The organism is Streptomyces sp. NPDC003379, from assembly GCF_053589195.1.
Map to the genome: position 1 here is coordinate 43,699 of NZ_JBSFRK010000049.1, position 15,065 is coordinate 58,763.

Genomic DNA, 15,065 nt, shown 5'->3' on the forward strand with positions numbered 1-15,065 from the left:
GTGGCGGCGTGTTGGGATCGGGCGTAGCCGATCGTTAGGGGCTTGCGGTGGGGCGTCGTGAGAAGCCGGTAGATCCGGAAGCGGGTCCGGTTGCGCGGTTCGCCTTCAGGTTGCGCGAGCTGCGTGTGGAAGCGGGTACTCCGACGTATCGGGTGATGTCCCGCAGGGCTGGGTACTCGGCGGCAGCGTTGGCGGCGGCTGCTGCTGGGGAGAAACTGCCCTCTCTGACGGTGGCGTTGGCGTATGTGACCGCGTGCGGGGGGGGGATACCGGGGAGTGGGAGTGCCGTTGGCGCGAGGCCGCGAGGGATGAGGCCGCACTTCCGGCGGACGAGGACGGGCAGTCGGACCCTCCGTACCGCGGGCTGGCGCGTTTCGAGGCCGGTGACAGGGACCGCTTCTTCGGCCGCGATCACCTCACCGACGCAGTCGAGGAGCTGGTGCGCGCCCACCGCTGCATGATGGTGTTCGGCCCCTCGGGCAGTGGCAAGTCCTCCCTGCTGCGCGCCGGATTGATCCCCCGTCTGCAGAACGCCCACGAGCCGGGGCTGCGGCCGGCGGTGATCCGGATCCTCACTCCCGGGTCCCGGCCCGCGCATGCGCACGAGAAGCTGTTCACCCCGGCCGATGCACCGGACGGTATGGCGGGGGAGACGTGGCTGGTGGTGGACCAGTTCGAGGAACTGTTCACCCTCTGCCACGACCAGGCCCAGCGGCGCGGGTTCATCGAGTTGGTCCTGGGCGCGCAGGATCCGTCCAGTCGGCTGCGGGTGGTCCTGGGGGCGCGGGCCGACTTCTACGCCCGGTGCCTGGACCAGCCGGGCCTGGACGCGATCATCCGGGAGGCGAGCCTGCCGGTCGGGCGTATGACGCCGACGGAGTTGAGGGAGGTCATCGTCAAGCCGGCCGCGGCTGAGGGCCTGATCGTCGAGCGCGTGTTGACGGCACACCTGATCGAGGAGGTGGGAGAGGAGCCGGGAGCGTTGCCGTTGCTGTCACATGTGCTGCTGGAGACCTGGCGCCGGCACCGTGGCCGTACTTTGACCATGGAGGCGTACGAGGCGGCGGGTGGCATGCACGGCGCCATCGCGCAGACCGCCGAGGAGATCTACACCCGGCTGGCGCCCGAGCACGCGGAACTGGCCCGGCTGATCCTGCTGCGGCTGATCGCCCCCGGCGAAGGCTCCCCAGACACCCGGCGCCCGGTCGACCGCAGCGAACTCGACCTCGGCACCGCCTCCCGGGACGACATCGCCCTCGTCCTGGACCGGCTGGCCGGCGCCCGGCTGCTCACCCTCGACGAAGATACCGTCGATCTCGCCCACTGCCCCGGCTGCACGGCTGGATCGAGGACACCCGCGAGCAGCTACGCGCCCACCGCCGCCTGACCGAGGCGGCCCGCACCTGGGACGACCTCCGACGCGACCCGGGAGCCCTGTACCGCGGCACCCGCCTGGCCACCGCCGAGGAGACCTTCGCCCGGCCCGCGCACAACTGCGCCCTCACCGTGTTGGAGACGGACTTCCTCACCGCAAGTGCCGCAGCACGCGATCAGGAGCGGCAGGCGGCGACCCGGGCCGCACGCCGGCTGCGCACGCTGATCGGCTCGTTGTCCGCTGTAGTCGTGCTCGCCCTCCTGGCGGGCTTCATCGCCTGGCAGCAGACGCAGCAGAGCGAGCGGCAGCAGGTACTCGCTGCCGCCCGCAAGGCTGCCACGGCGGCGAACGGGTTACGCTCCTCCGACCCCAGGCTGGCGCTGCAACTCAGTGTCGCCGCCTGGAGCCTGAGCCATACGCCGGAGACGAAGTCGGCGCTGCTGGGCGCCCTGGAGCAGCGGGAGCGCGCGAGGTTCGAGCCAGCAGCCTCCGACTACTACGGCCAGCAGTTCCTCAGCGGCGATGGTCGCACCTTCACCCGCATCGAAAAAGAGCGCATCACGGTGCGGGACGCGGAGACGGGCCGGGTGACCGGCACCTACCGCGCGGCGCCGCGTGGAACGGACCTCTGGGGAGCCCTGTCTGCCGAGCACAGCCCCGATGGAGCGGCGCTCGCCATCCCCACGGGCCGCCACGGCACGCAGGTGCGGCTGTGGGACATCCGCGCCGAACGGTTCCGCGGCTCCGCCTTCGGCCCCTCCCGTTCTGCCAATTCGTTGTCCACGGGATTCAGCAGCAGCGGGCGGGCGATGTACTTCAGCGTCGACGACCGTCGCGTAGAGGTGTGGGACACGCGCACCGGGCGGCAGCTGCTCAAGAGCCCCGGCCCGGATACCACCGTGGCGGAGGCGGTGGACGTCAGCGCGGACGGCCGCCTGCTGGCTCAATGCGGCAACAATGGTCGGGCCGAGTTGTGGAACCTGCGCCAGAATCGCCGATCGGTTGCCGACTGGATCACGAAAGTACCCTGCCGGGCGCTGTACGGCATACAGTTCTCCCCCGACGGACGAAGCCTGGCCGTGGGGGATGGGCAGGGACTGCGGCGCTGGCTGCTCTCCTCAGGGAAGGAACTGCCCAGGCTCCGCCAAACGACCCCAGAGGAGTATTTCTTCAGCAACGACGGGAAGTTCGTGGTGGGCGCGGGCAGGAACGAGATCCTGCTCTGGCGCCTTGACCGGCCGCAGGCCCCGGTCTTCCGCCACGCGCTGGCCGAGGAGTACGCGTACTCCGGCGAGGTCGAAATCGACATGAAGTCCCGTGCAATCCGGTACGTGGTCAGCGGGGCCGACGCCCAACCTGTGGTACACACACTCGATCTGGGCCGGTCCATCACCTCGTCCTGGCGTGCGCAAGCCGTCAAGAACGCCATGTTCAGCGCGGACGGCAGCACGCTGGCCCTGGCCCGCCCGGGGACCCGAGCGGACCGCTTCACCCTGCTCGACCGCAGGGGCAAGACGATGACGGATATTCCCGGGCCGGAGCAGTCCTCGCCCAAGGACAACGGCTCCTTCCCGCTGATGTCGCTGAGCGCCGACGGGAACCGCTTCGCCTATGGCCTCGACAAGTCGCCGGACGGCGCACACCGGATCCGCGTATGGGATACCAGGAGGCACCGTCAGGTCACGACCCTCACCACCGGGAATGCGGACCTGGGTTTCGATGAGGTCGCCCTCAGCCCGGACGGCCGGAAGGCGCTGACCACCGATGAGGAGAGAGGAGTCATGGTCTGGGGCACCCGCAGTGGAAAACTGTTGCGCACCCTGCCCGAGCTGAATCGCAACGACACTGAGCAGGACTATGGCATCGGCACGCTCAGCGCTGACGGCACAAAGCTCCTGACGGACACCGGTGCCCTGATCAGGCTGTCCGACGGCAAAATCTTGTCCGCCGGACTCGGGCAGTGCGATGTCTGCCTGTTCGCGTTCAGCCCGGACGCGCGCCGGATCGCCGCGGCGACGGACTGGGGAACGGTATCTCTGTGGGACGGCGCCCTGCGTACACCGCTGGGCACACTGCCCGGCACCCTCTCCCGCGCCACACCCGGTGAACCCGAGGAAACAACCGCGGGGGCCTTCTCCCCCGACGGCACCACCCTCGCCCTCGCCGGGAACCAGGGCACCCTCCCACTGTGGGACGTGACCTCCCAGCAACCCCTCGGCCTCGCCCTGCCCACTCCAGGCGACCGTATCCTGTCCCTGGCCTTCAGCCCGGACGGCGGCACACTGTACGCCGCCGGTGAACACGTGCCGTGGCAGAAGTACGACATCGACCCGGACCGAGCCGTCGACACGGTGTGCGCACGCGCCGGAGCCTCGCTGTCCCCAGCCGCCTGGAACAGATTCCTCCCCGAAGTCCCCTACCGGCAGCTGTGCCAGTCTTGAGGGTACGCGAGCGAAGCACTGATCACCTGGGCCGCGATCACGCTCGCTGCCTCCACCTGGCGTCTGCTACATCTACCGCTCATGCGACCGGAGTTGAGAGGACCGACCCCGCTTCCGTGCACCACACCCGTTGCATTCACTAGGCACTGTTTCTCGGATCTCCTGACGTGAGTGGGTAGTTGGGGCCAGGTTGGTCGTATGGGTCGTGCTGATTTAACGAATGCTGAGTGGGACCGGCTGGTGTCGTTCTTGCCTCGGGGTGGTGCCCGTGGGGGCCGGTGGAGTGATCACCGACGTGTGATCAACGGAGTGCTGTACCGGGTGCGCACGAGGGTCCAGTGGCGGGATCTGCCGGAGCGTTCCGGACCGTGGGAGACGGTCTATAAACGTCATCGTCGCTGGTCAGCGGATGGCACGTGGGCTATGCTGCTGTCGAAAGTGCAGGCAGCTGAGGATGCCGAAGGTCGCATCGACTGGGATGTCTCCGTGGACTCGACCACGGTGCGAGCCCACCAACACGCCGCCGGCGCACGGAAGTCACCCCCGGCCGCGGTGGGTCAAAAGGGGGCCGGCCGGGGGACGAACCAGGTCGATCCGGTGCTGCAGAAACTGGCCGCCCGATTGGAGGAAGTCCTCAGATCCGCGAATGTCTGGGACGTTCCCGCGGCGGCTTCACGACCAAAATCCACCTTGCCGCCGACGGACGATGCAGGCCCCTCGCCGTCGTCCTGACCCCGGGACACTACGGCGACAGTCCCCAGTTCGAGCGAGTACTCAGCCAGGTCTCCGTGCCCCGCCTCGGCGTCGGACGGCCACGCAGCCGACCCGACCATGTCCTGGCGGACAAGGCCTACACGTCCCGCAAGAATCGCCGCTACCTGCGGCGACGCGGTATTACCCACACCATCCCCGAACGCCGCGACCAGCAACGGCACCGACACAACCGCGGATCCAGCGGCGGCAGGCCCACCGGGTTCGACGGCGAGCGCTACAAGAAACGCAACACCGTCGAACGCGCCATCAACCGGCTCAAGGGCTTCCGGGCAGTGGCCACCCGTTATGAAAAACGCGCCTACATCTATCTCGGCACCATCACCCTCGCAGCCCTCACCATCTGGCTCCGAACATGATCCGAGAAACAGCGCCTAATAGTGCTTGCAACAGCTCCTGAGCTGCCAACATTCCAGTCGCACGCTCGCCGTGCCCTGGAGCAGCATCGGTGATTTCGACTGCTCGGGCGAGGACATCGAGCGGGACTGGGTGGCCCGCACCGGTTGCTGGAGCCGAACTGAGCGTGTCCTGCTGACCTATGACCAGGTGCGCGCCTACAAGCTGCCCGCGACCGAGGGAAAGCGGGGCGACCCGCGGTGGTGGGCTTTCGCCCGCCGCTACGGCTTTGACCCTGCACATCCCGTGCGGTGGGAGGTAGAGGCGCAACCCCGGGCAATTGCGCCTACTGCACGAACTACTTGGGCGCGAGCTGCGGACCTGCAGTGATGAGGTACGTCCGCCCTTCTATCCGGTGCGCCTGTGAGCTGGCCCTTTGCGGAGCTTCGTGCATTGGGTGAACGATTCGCGCACTCAAAGGAGGGGTGTCCGTGGCAGATTCGGACTCCCGAAGCGGGTCTGCCCAGCTCCTGCTGGTCGACGGCATCTACCGGGTGAGGCTCTGGGTGACGCGCCACAGGCGGCGGGGCAGGTCGCCTTCTTCGAAGGCGTGTACTTCGTCCAGCGTCCATCCGTCGGCGAGGGAGTCGACCAGGTGACGGGGAAAGAAGTGCACGGCGAAGCCGCCGTGTTCGAAGATGTCGTCGCCGTGGGAGATGCCGGTGTTGTAGTGGGCATCACCGGTGTGGCGGACGGTGTAGACGAAGGTCCCGCCGGGCCGCAGGACCCGGCGTACCTCGGCGACCAGGGCTCGGATTTCCTTGGTGGACAGGGCCATGCACAGCAGCATGTGCGCGAAGACGGCGTCGACCGAGGCGTCGGGCAGCCGCAGCGGTTCGCGGACATCGTGGACTGCGGTGGTGACCTGCCCGTCGACGCCCTGGGTGCGGGCGGCGTCCTGCAGTTGGGTCAGGCCGGTAGGGCTGAAGTCGGTGGCCTGGACGGTGAACCCTTCGCGGGCGAAGAACAGGGCGTCGCGTCCGTGGCCGGCGCCGAGTTCCAGCACGACTTTCGCTTTGGCGGTGCGAAAGGCTTCGGCGGCATAGGCGGCTGGGGCGGAGGGCTGTTCGCCGTACATGCCCGGGTGGGCGGTGTACGTGCGCTGCCAGTGCTTCTGCTGCGCCTCGGCGAGGTCGCCGTCTTCGTGCCGCATAGCCTCTCCCGTGGATGGTCGCCGGTGCAAGGTCCGGCGCGCTGCCGATCCTGTCACGGGGTGGCGGCGCACTCAGGTGGCGGGCGCGGTGTTCTTGACGGCGGCGAGGCGCTCGATCATGCCGAGGCTGTAGCGGTCGCGGCGGGTGATGGTGAATCCGGCCTGGCGCACCCGGTGCAGGGGGCGTCGCAGCTGGTGGTCGCCGAACCGTTTGACCAGCAGGGGGTCGAGGAGTCGCTGCCCCATCCGGACGGCAATGTTGCTGCTGATGACGTGGTCGAGGATCAGCAGGGTGCCGCCGGGCTTGAGGACCCGGCGCATTTCGGCGACCGCGGCCTCGTCGTCGGGGATGCAGCACAGGGCCAGGACGCACACGACGGTGTCGAAGGTGGCGTCCCGGAAGGGCAGTTCGGTGGCGGATGCTTCGGTGAGCGTGGCCTCGACGCCGGCGTCGTCGGCCCGCTGTCGGGCGCGTTCCAGCATGGCTGGGGACAGATCCACCCCGGTCAGGTCGGTTCCCTTGGGGTAGGCGGGAAGGTTCAGGCCGGTGCCGACGGCGACTTCCAGGACCCGGCCCCGGGCCTGGGAGCACAGCCAGTTGCGGCCGTCTCGGATCACGTGCCGGTCGTAGTGGCGCATCCAGCCGTCGTATTGGGGTGCGTCGCGTTCCCAGATTTCACGGGTCCACGTGTCCTGTGTCTCGTGCTGTGCCATGGCCGTCCCCTGTTCGCCGTGGGCTGGTGGGGTCAGCATGCCGCCCAGCGGGCGTGGAGGCGACGGCTCCACCGAGGCTGGGCAGAGTCATCGCTTCAGCAGCAGTCGCAGCCGGGAGGGCACCCGCAGGCATCAGCGGCCGACGATCACGGACCACGCACCGCCGAAGACATGACGGGCTGACCCATGCCTGCCGCCCAAATCCCGCTGCCCAGGAGCCTTGACCCCCTGCCCGACGAAAGCCTGCCCGGCTTCCTACTCCGCCTGACTCACCGACTGGACCTGACCCCCCACCAGTTGGCACGGCGAGTCACGCTGATCCCTCCAGATGATCCCCATGCCAAGGTCTCAGCGGCACATTTGCTGATGATGCAGTCAGACCGCCTGCACGCCTTCGCCGAAGCGACCCGGATGACCACCGCGGACGCCGACGCGCTGACGCTCAGGCCCTACGCCGACCGCTACCCCGCCCTTGCACGGGCGCTGGTCCGCCCGGGAAGCATTCCTCGCCCCCGCAGACTGTCCCAGCCCTGGCTACTGTTGAGTCACTCACGCTATTGCCCGGCTTGTCTCGCAGGCGATGGAACCCCGATCCAGACCCGCCATGGCCGGCCCTGGAAACGACAGTGGCGGCTGGCTGTCGTCTTCGCCTGCCTCGATCACTGGACCTTCCTTCGCAGCGAGTGCCCGCGCTGCCGACTGCCCGCGCTCAGCGGCAGATCCGGGAGCCCCCTGGCCTTGCTGCCCGCCGCCAACGCGCCGAGGCTCCACCCCTCGCAATGCCGCAATTGGTCCGGCGGTTCCGGCAAGCGTGAAGTCTGCGGTCACCGCCTCGACGGCGCCGAACCAGCCGCTGCGGCCCTCACCCCAGAACTCGCCGATCTGCAGACCGTCTTACTGGACCTCCTGGACGGTGACGAGCCCGCAGAACTCGCCTCCCAACAGTTCGCCGATCGCCAGATCGCCATCTCGCTGATCCAGGCGGGCTGGCCCGTCGCGGCCGATCTCGCTCCCGCCGGAACCCGGGAAATCCTGGAAGCACATTTCGCACCGCAGCAGCAGGACGGTCACAGCCCCGGCCCAGCGGCCGAGAGCGCCGGCTCGCAACCCGCGGCCGTTTGGAGTACACCCCCCGGTGACACGATCGCGACCACCGGTCTCCTCTTCGCGGCCTACCACCTGCTCGCTCAGGATTCATCCGGACCGCGCAGCCCCCTGCCCCAGATGCTGCGGAATCTTCCCACCCGCGACGATCTCCGCTGGGGCAAGACCTGGCCCATGCTCGCTCACGAGGCTTCCCCCTCGTTCCGGCGCCGGATCGATCAGATCTACCGGCACCGACTCTCTGCCGAATGGATCCGGCAGGGAGCCCCGACACTGCGGGCCTCCAAGGCGAACACTACCCAAAAACTCTTTGCCCCCCACCCACACCCTCACGGACTTCGGGGTCGCTCCTGAGCACATCCCATAGTCCCTTCCCAGCTCCTGGTTGCTTGCCGCCACTCAGGAGAACTCCGAGCAGGCCCTCTCCAGCCGCCGGCGACTCCGGCGCATTCTCCCCGTCCACCTGGTCCAAGCGATCAGCGACATGAACTTCCTGGAAGCGGCAGCCTTCCTCGGCATCCCCACGTCCTGGACCACCCGGGGCCGACTGCGGGTCAAACCACTGAACCCCTACCAAGACCTCAAAGACCGAGACCTACCGGCCACGCTGAAACGCCTGGCCGAGCACGTCATCAGTCAGGAGAGCATCGATTACCGGGCCCGCCGCATGCAATTCTCCCGCTGGTCACTCGAAGACAGGACATGGGACGAACTCGTCCGACATCACCGTCAAGGCAGAGGCCCCAAGCCGACAGAACGCACCCAAGAGTGCGCATCCGCCTTCGTCTGGAGTTGCATCACCGGCAGCGAGTTCGCCCTCGCACCAGTCTTCCAGCCACCAATGCGGCCCCACGATCGAACTCTGAGTATGGATATGCTGCACTTGACGCTACTCCAGCGTTGGGAATCGCAAGAACAACCCGTCCCCTTCGCCGGCCTCTGCTGGGCCCTTGAAGACCTTGCCAGGCAGGTGGTCGCCGCCATCAGTCACACACCGTGACCAATTCGGATGCCGGTCCCCCTCACAGCGAAGGTTGAGTGATCGTCTAAAGGTTGTCCCGTATGGGGTTGGAGTTATCCCGTGAGGGCCAGGTTGTGAAGGCGGGCGATGCTGAGCATGGCCTGGTGGACGCCGTTGCCCTTGAGTCTGCAGTCCCGCAGGATCTTCCAGTTCTTGAGCCGGGACAGAGCGTGCTCGACGCGGGCGCGGGCCCTGCGATGGACTCTGTTCTCGGCCTCCTGCTGCGCATTCAGACGCTGTTGGTCTCGTCGTTTGCGGTGTGGGATGAGAGCGACGGTGCCCTGATATCCGCCGTCGGCAATGACAGGGGCACCGCGGCAGGCTTGGTCGACTCCGGACTCGCTGAACGCCCGGCAGTCGTTGCGGCTGCCGGGCAGCGGGACACCGATCGCCACTACCAGGGGCTGTTGGCATCGATCACGACCTGCAGGTTGGTCGAGTAGCGATAGTTCTTGCTCGACGCAGAGATACTGCGGTCTCGCGTGGGCACCAAGGTGCCGTCCACGATGTACACAGTGTCCTTGCGCGGCCGGCGGGCCGGTGAGATCGCCAGCAGGGGTGCGAGGTGATCAAGGATCCGGTTGGCTGCCGACTTCGAGATCCCGAACAGCGGCGCCACCTGCCGCAACGTGAGGTTCGTGCGCCAGTACGTAGCCACCAGCAACACTCGGTCGGCCAGTGGCAACCGCCACGGACGGCCCCGCTGAACATCGCCACCACGACGGCGCACCAGCACGACGAGCTGCTCGAACTGCGACTGACTCAACCCGGAGAACGGCTCGATCCACTTCGGATCATCCGCTGACATCACCCCACCCATGCCCACTCAACGCCGCACCAGCCACTTCAGTTACGGGACAACCTTTAGCTTGACTCTGTCGGTGATCTTGGGGTTCGCGAGGTCAACTGCCCAGGGTTCGCCAGGATTTCAGCCGAGGTATCTCGCGCTGGTCGAGGTAGTTCTGGAAGGCAGTCGGTCGGCGGTGTACGGGGGCTTCTTCGGTTGGTGGCAGTCCGCTGAGGCGCTCGATGTTGACGGCGATGGCCGTCAGGACGTGCTGGATGTGGGCCTTTTCCTGCCCTCGGTAGCGGCTGCGCCGCATGCCGTGGCCATGGGCGAACTCGTTGACCGTGCCCTCCACTCCGGAGCGGACCGCGTAACGCGTCTTCCACTCGGGCGTCTGCTGCTCGGCGCGGACACGGAGTTGCAGGTCACGGAGCTCTCGTGGAGGAAATCCCACGGTGCGGGCGCTGTCGGCGGTGGTGGTGCACTGGGCGCGGGCCGGGCAGGGGCGGCACTGGCTCTTGGTGAACCTGGCCACGATCAGCGGGGCCGCGGTGGGCGAGGAGGTCGGGTAGGGGCCGTGCCAGCCCGCGCTGACCTGCCCTTTCGGGCATGTGACTTGCTGATGGTCGTAGTCGATGCGGAAGTCGTCCCGGGCGTAGCCCTCATTTCGGCGGTGTTGGCGGGTGGGGTTGCTCTTCAGCGGGCCGGAGACGGTGACCTGGTGTTCGCGGGTGGCCAGTTCCAGGTGGGGCAGGGAGGTGTAGCCGGCGTCGACCAGGTGCTCGGCGGGCAGCAGTCCGCGGCGGGAGAGGCGGGTGTGGATGCCAGGCAGGACCTGGCTGTCGTGGGTGGTGGCCGCGGTGGTGGCCACATCCGTGATCACGTTGGGGCCGTCGGGAGCGCAGGTCTCGGTCAGGTGGGCGGTGAACCCCTTCCAGCTGATGATGTGTCCGTGCCGTGCGAAGCGGGCCGAGGTGTCGTAGGGCGAAACGACCGCCCGGGACGAGGGCGGCAGTCCGGGCCCGCCTTCCTTCTCGGCGGTGCGCCAGCGCAGATGTCCTGCGGCGTCACAGTGGTAGTTCTGCACCATGATCTGGCGCAGGGCCTGGACACGAGCACCGGACGTGCGGTCTTCTCCGTGCCGGTAGAGGTGTTCCAGGAGCCGGACGGCGTCGTTACCGGTGGCAAGAATCCTGCTTTTGGGCTTGGTGGGGTTCCTGCCCAGGCGGACCGGCCAGCCGTAGCGGAGCCCCCAGTCCTCATCGACGAGCTCGTCCAGCAGGTGCGGGGATGTGCCGACGACTTCTTCGAGTGCGGCGCGGACCGCCTCGGTGACCACCTCCAGGCGGGTCAAGTCGCGCACCGCGGCCAGGACATGGGTGGAGTCAGTGCGCTGCGTGGTGCGCTCGCGCACCAGGCCGGCTTCCTTGAGGCGGGCCAGTGCGAGGTCGAGAAGGCGGTCGGCGCGGTCGTCTTCGGCGAGACGGTCTCGGAAGTCGGCCAGCACGCTGTGATGGAAGCCGGGGTCGTCCAACTCCATGGCCAAGGCGTGTGAAGTAGGCCGCCGACGAGGTGCCCCTGGCTGGGGTCCTTTTCCGACGGCCCCTTCCCGAACCGGGCGTGCGGCTTGTCACCGCACCCGGCTCTCCAGTGCCGTTCTTCGTGAGCTGTTGCCCGTGGGACGTCCGGCGTGGATGTCCTCGTGGCAGCGACGGCAGACGACCAGGGTCTTGCGACGGCGCGCGGCCATCGTCCTGGCCCATGTCGAGCGTTTGGGCCTCCCCTTGACGGTCAGGTCCTTCAGGTGCCGGATGTGGTGCACTTTCACATCCGTCCGCGAACCGCAGAGTTCGCAGACATCGGCGAGGAGCCGTTGCAGCAGCTCCGTCCGGTCACCGTTCCAGACCCTTCGGGGCTGGTCGTCGAGACGGGTGACCTTGGTCCTTCGCTTCAGCGAGATCCCACCCCACTCGGCTACCAACGGCGGGCGTCCGTCGCCGCGTTCGACGCTGACCCGCAGTCCCTTGCGGGGGCCGAGGTCGATTTTGAGTACGGCGCGGTAGCGTCGGTAGACCTTGGGGACGGTGGTGCGGTGTTTCTGCGCCAGCGTCTTGGTCAGCGACATCTCCATGGCGTACTTCAGTCGTCGGAAGCGGTGGCGGTTGAACGCCAGCTGGTAGTACTCCGTGATGCCACGGAACTCGGCCTGGTACTGGGCGACGATCGAAAAGTCGCTGTCGACCATGCGTCCGGCGATCCTGGCCGGTCGGCCGTGGTGGAGGTAGGGCCTGCACTTGGCGTGGACGACGTCAGCTGGCACCTTCAGCCCGATCTGCCCGTTGATGCTGCGGCGACCGCGCCGGTCGTGCTTGCTGTCGTTGTCCAGGACCACGATCTCGTAGCCCAGGAACCGGGCGGCCTGCGTCCGCCCGTGGGTGATCAAGGTCTTGGCCTCGGCCAGTTCCAGCTTGAGCTCGTCACGCAGGAACTGGCCGACCTCCTCCTTGATCTGTTCTGCTTCCTGCCTGGGGCCGGTCAGGCCCAGCGCCCAGTCGTCGGCATAGCGGATATATCGCAGGCGCCGGAAGCCGGGGTCATTCACGTCTTTGGAGGGCATGTGCTGCATCTGCTTGCGCAGCTGCCGTACCTCCTCGACGCGGTGGTTCCGCCGGGCTGTCTCGATCGCGTGCGCTATCCGTGCGTATGCCGGGTTCTCGGCGCGTCGGGCTCCCCGGTTGTAGGCGGGCAGCAGCTTTGCCTCGATGTACTTGTCGAGCCGGTCCAGGTAGATATTGGACAGAATCGGCGAGATCACACCGCCTTGCGGTGAACCGCTCAACGTCGCGTGATAGCGCCACTGTTCCAAGTATCCGGCCTGGAGCAGTCCGTCGACCAACCACAGGAAGCGGTTGTCGTGGATCTTCTCGGCCAGGATCGACCGCAGGACCTGGTGGTCGAGCCGGTCGAAGCACTGGGCGATGTCTCCCTCGACGAACCATGTGGTGCCGCGCCACCCGGTATAGATCTCCTGCAGGGCGGTGTGGCAGCCCCGGCCGGGCCGGAAACCATGCGAGTGGTCGGAGAACTGCGGCTCGTAATACGCCTCAAGCAACAGACGCATTACCTCTTGCAGCAGCTTGTCCGACCAGGTCGGCAGACCTAAACCGCGCCGACTCTTCGTCGCTCCCTTCTTCTTGATGTAGACGCGGCGTGCCGGGGACCAGCGATAACGCTCAGATCGGAGCGCGTCGATGATCGCCTGGATCTTTGCCAGGCACATGCCGTCCACGGTCTCGGCCGTACTGCCCGGTGTCATCGCTCCGTGGTTGCGGTAGATCCGCCCGTAGGCGACCAAGTACAACTCCGGGTTGAACAGACACCGGTAGAGGCGTTCCAGCGGCAGCCTCTTCCCGCCGCGCTCACGAATGATCTCAAGGAGGGCTTCGACGCTCTGCATTACGCATACCTCACCATCACCGTCGATCTGCTGACACCTGTGCCCCTTGGCCCTGCGGACGGCTTTCCCGTCCTCCTCGGTGGGGCGTGACTCCCACGACTACTACGGGCACTCCGTCGCCGTAGGGCTCGCGCCCCGTAGGCGATCCCGTATTCCCCTTGCGCTGGACGTATCGAGCGTGACGTAGGCGGCCTGTCCGTCCCCTTGGGCGGGCTCGTTGCCCGCTGTCCACCGGCCGGAAGGGTTGAGGCGGTTCAAGTAGGACCGCCCGATACCGGTGGCTGCGACTACAGGCATCGTGTCGCAGGACGTACGACTTGCGTCCCCGGAGACTCGGCTTCAAGCAGTATGGCCTTCGCCGTATCACGCGGGCCTTGCACGGCAAGGTCTTCGATGCCTTCGCGACCTTCCGTGCTTTCCCGCCATGCTGTGGTCCCCTCGCGCTTTCGCGTCCGGGTAAGGCGGGCGGCCCCGAGGCCACCTCCTTCCGAGCCTCGGCTCCCTGCGGGAGCGATCCAGCGCCGAATGAAACGGCGCACACTTGAAGTCAATGCGGCAGCGGACCGACTCGGCGGCCTGCCGGTCGGACAAACCAAGCAGGAACTGCAGCACACAGACGGTGGCCAGTTGAGCAGGTGAGAGACCCGGACGCCCGTCCCGCGGGTACCAGCCGGCGAAGTCCTCGTCGCACCACAGCCCATCGAGGCGGTCACGTACCCATATCGCCGTCGTGCCGTCCGGGTTGCTCGACCGCGCAACCTGCGCAGTCAGAGATGGGACCTGCTCACCGGAACGGGGACGAAGGGACAACGAGCACCTCGACAGCTGCATCGGTCGGCGGAACTACCCGAGCATGCCCGTCGATATTGCTGCCGCACCGGGAAACTCCAAGATCCCCGACAGAGTCAAGCTAGCTCGGTGCCAACTATCGCAGTTCAGAGCGATCCCCGAGCTGGAGGATACCGGCCTCTCTGCGCCGCCACCGTTGCTGGGGGTGCACGGTGACGAGCATCGAGCAGGTCGCGACTCTCGCGGCGTTCGGCGGAGTGTGGCGGTCCTCGCGGTCGGTCATAACCTCGCGGACCACCGGCTCCTGCTCGAACGCGCTGCTAACTGTCCCTAACAAAGCCGTTGAACGTGGCGGTAGGTGATCAAGCAGACGGCAAGTCCGAGGAATGCTTCGTGGATGTCGTCGCGTCTTTCCCAGCGGATGCGTAGGCGGCGGAAGCCGTGGAGCCAGGCGATGGTGCGCTCGACGACGTAGCGGAAGATACCCAGGCCGGTGCCGTGCGGTTCGCCCCGACGTGCGATCACGGGCCGGATGCCTCGCTGCCACAGCTGCCGCCGGTAGATGTCGTGGTCGTAGCCGCGGTCGGCCAGCAGCGCATCCGGGCGCCGACGCGGTCGGCCGACCCGGCCCGCGACGGCCGGGATCTTGTCGAGCAAGGGCAGCAGCTGGGTGACGTCATTGCGGTTTCCGCCGGTCAGCGACACTGCGAGCGGGATGCCCTGGCCGTCGACGATGAGGTGGTGCTTGCTGCCCGGCCGTGCGCGGTCGACCGGGCTGGGCCCGCTTTTGGGCCTCGCCGAGCGGCCCGGACGTGCGAGGAGTTGATCACCGCCCGCTCCCAGTCCAGCTGGTTCTTCGACCGCAGCCTCTCCAGCAACAGCACATGCAGCTGTTCCCAGACGCCGGCCTCGTTCCAGGCCGCCAGACGACGCCAGCAGGTCATGCCCGAGCCAAAGCCCAACTCCTGGGGCAAGTACTCCCACTGGATACCGGTGTGCAGCACGAAGAGGATGCCGCACAGGGCCCGCCGGTCCGGCACCCGCGGTCTGCCCTCAA

General features: G+C 67.4%; 10 protein-coding genes and 2 pseudogenes. 5 read left to right on the plus strand and 7 right to left on the minus strand.

Translation table 11 applies throughout. The features are described from left to right. Positions 1 to 253: 253 nt before the first annotated feature. The 3 genes from ACWDVB_RS33515 to ACWDVB_RS33525 all read left to right on the plus strand — a co-directional run bounded on the left by ACWDVB_RS33515 (position 254) and on the right by ACWDVB_RS33525 (position 4,946). Positions 254 to 1,387, plus strand: coding sequence for an nSTAND1 domain-containing NTPase (locus tag ACWDVB_RS33515; protein WP_451517830.1), 1,134 nt, complete (start codon positions 254 to 256; stop codon positions 1,385 to 1,387). A 119-nt stretch (positions 1,388 to 1,506) separates the two neighbouring features. Continuing rightward, entirely contained in the window at positions 1,507 to 3,816 is a 2,310-nt protein-coding gene (locus ACWDVB_RS33520) for a WD40 repeat domain-containing protein (RefSeq protein ID WP_451517831.1), read from the plus strand. 198 nt (positions 3,817 to 4,014) lie between these two features. Further along, positions 4,015 to 4,946 (plus strand): IS5 family transposase gene (locus ACWDVB_RS33525; RefSeq protein ID WP_451517832.1). Its coding sequence is split into 2 segments (ribosomal slippage): positions 4,015 to 4,380 and positions 4,383 to 4,946, totalling 930 coding nucleotides; the frame shifts between segments, so codons are not numbered across the junction. A 524-nt stretch (positions 4,947 to 5,470) separates the two neighbouring features. Here the strand turns inward: ACWDVB_RS33525 and ACWDVB_RS33530 are convergent. Together ACWDVB_RS33530 and ACWDVB_RS33535 are read right to left on the minus strand one after the other, a co-directional pair. Continuing rightward, complete coding sequence (locus ACWDVB_RS33530) at positions 5,471 to 6,136, minus strand: class I SAM-dependent methyltransferase (protein ID WP_451517833.1); 666 nt, start codon at positions 6,134 to 6,136, stop codon at positions 5,471 to 5,473. A 72-nt stretch (positions 6,137 to 6,208) separates the two neighbouring features. Next, positions 6,209 to 6,850 carry a class I SAM-dependent methyltransferase gene (locus ACWDVB_RS33535; RefSeq protein ID WP_451517834.1) on the minus strand — a complete coding sequence of 214 codons (642 nt, stop codon included), beginning with the start codon at positions 6,848 to 6,850 and terminating at the stop codon, positions 6,209 to 6,211. Between the two features lie 186 nt (positions 6,851 to 7,036). On the opposite strand from ACWDVB_RS33535, the gene ACWDVB_RS33540 reads away from it, so the two are divergent. Together ACWDVB_RS33540 and ACWDVB_RS33545 are read left to right on the plus strand one after the other, a co-directional pair. After that, positions 7,037 to 8,308: a TniQ family protein gene (locus ACWDVB_RS33540; protein ID WP_451517835.1), complete on the plus strand. Its 1,272-nt coding sequence runs from the start codon at positions 7,037 to 7,039 to the stop codon at positions 8,306 to 8,308. A gap of 130 nt (positions 8,309 to 8,438) precedes the next feature. Next, positions 8,439 to 8,954: a hypothetical protein gene (locus ACWDVB_RS33545; RefSeq protein ID WP_451517836.1), complete on the plus strand. Its 516-nt coding sequence runs from the start codon at positions 8,439 to 8,441 to the stop codon at positions 8,952 to 8,954. 74 nt (positions 8,955 to 9,028) lie between these two features. Here the strand turns inward: ACWDVB_RS33545 and ACWDVB_RS33550 are convergent. The 5 genes and pseudogenes from ACWDVB_RS33550 to ACWDVB_RS33570 all read right to left on the minus strand — a co-directional run. Next, positions 9,029 to 9,795 (minus strand): annotated as a pseudogene (locus ACWDVB_RS33550) (transposase). 82 nt (positions 9,796 to 9,877) lie between these two features. Further along, a complete protein-coding gene (locus tag ACWDVB_RS33555; protein ID WP_451517837.1) occupies positions 9,878 to 11,302 on the minus strand; it encodes a transposase in 1,425 nt (474 codons plus the stop codon). Between the two features lie 90 nt (positions 11,303 to 11,392). Continuing rightward, on the minus strand, positions 11,393 to 13,219 hold the full coding sequence (locus tag ACWDVB_RS33560) for a reverse transcriptase domain-containing protein (protein WP_451517838.1): 1,827 nt from the start codon (positions 13,217 to 13,219) through the stop codon (positions 11,393 to 11,395). A gap of 363 nt (positions 13,220 to 13,582) precedes the next feature. Continuing rightward, positions 13,583 to 14,050, minus strand: a complete 468-nt coding sequence (locus ACWDVB_RS33565) for a transposase (RefSeq protein WP_451517839.1) — start codon at positions 14,048 to 14,050, stop codon at positions 13,583 to 13,585. 288 nt (positions 14,051 to 14,338) lie between these two features. Beyond that, positions 14,339 to 15,065: pseudogene (locus ACWDVB_RS33570) on the minus strand (IS5 family transposase); the annotation flags it as partial.

What these genes read in the sequence shown, in the direction of transcription:
- ACWDVB_RS33530 (WP_451517833.1), bottom strand. Translation starts at nt 6,136, where the DNA reads ATGCGGCACGAAGACGGCGACCTCGCCGAGGCGCAGCAGAAGCACTGG.
- ACWDVB_RS33535 (WP_451517834.1), bottom strand. Translation starts at nt 6,850, where the DNA reads ATGGCACAGCACGAGACACAGGACACGTGGACCCGTGAAATCTGGGAA.
- ACWDVB_RS33540 (WP_451517835.1), top strand. Translation starts at nt 7,037, where the DNA reads ATGCCTGCCGCCCAAATCCCGCTGCCCAGGAGCCTTGACCCCCTGCCC.
- ACWDVB_RS33545 (WP_451517836.1), top strand. Translation starts at nt 8,439, where the DNA reads ATGAACTTCCTGGAAGCGGCAGCCTTCCTCGGCATCCCCACGTCCTGG.
- ACWDVB_RS33555 (WP_451517837.1), bottom strand. Translation starts at nt 11,302, where the DNA reads ATGGAGTTGGACGACCCCGGCTTCCATCACAGCGTGCTGGCCGACTTC.
- ACWDVB_RS33560 (WP_451517838.1), bottom strand. Translation starts at nt 13,219, where the DNA reads ATGCAGAGCGTCGAAGCCCTCCTTGAGATCATTCGTGAGCGCGGCGGG.
- ACWDVB_RS33565 (WP_451517839.1), bottom strand. Translation starts at nt 14,050, where the DNA reads ATGCAGCTGTCGAGGTGCTCGTTGTCCCTTCGTCCCCGTTCCGGTGAG.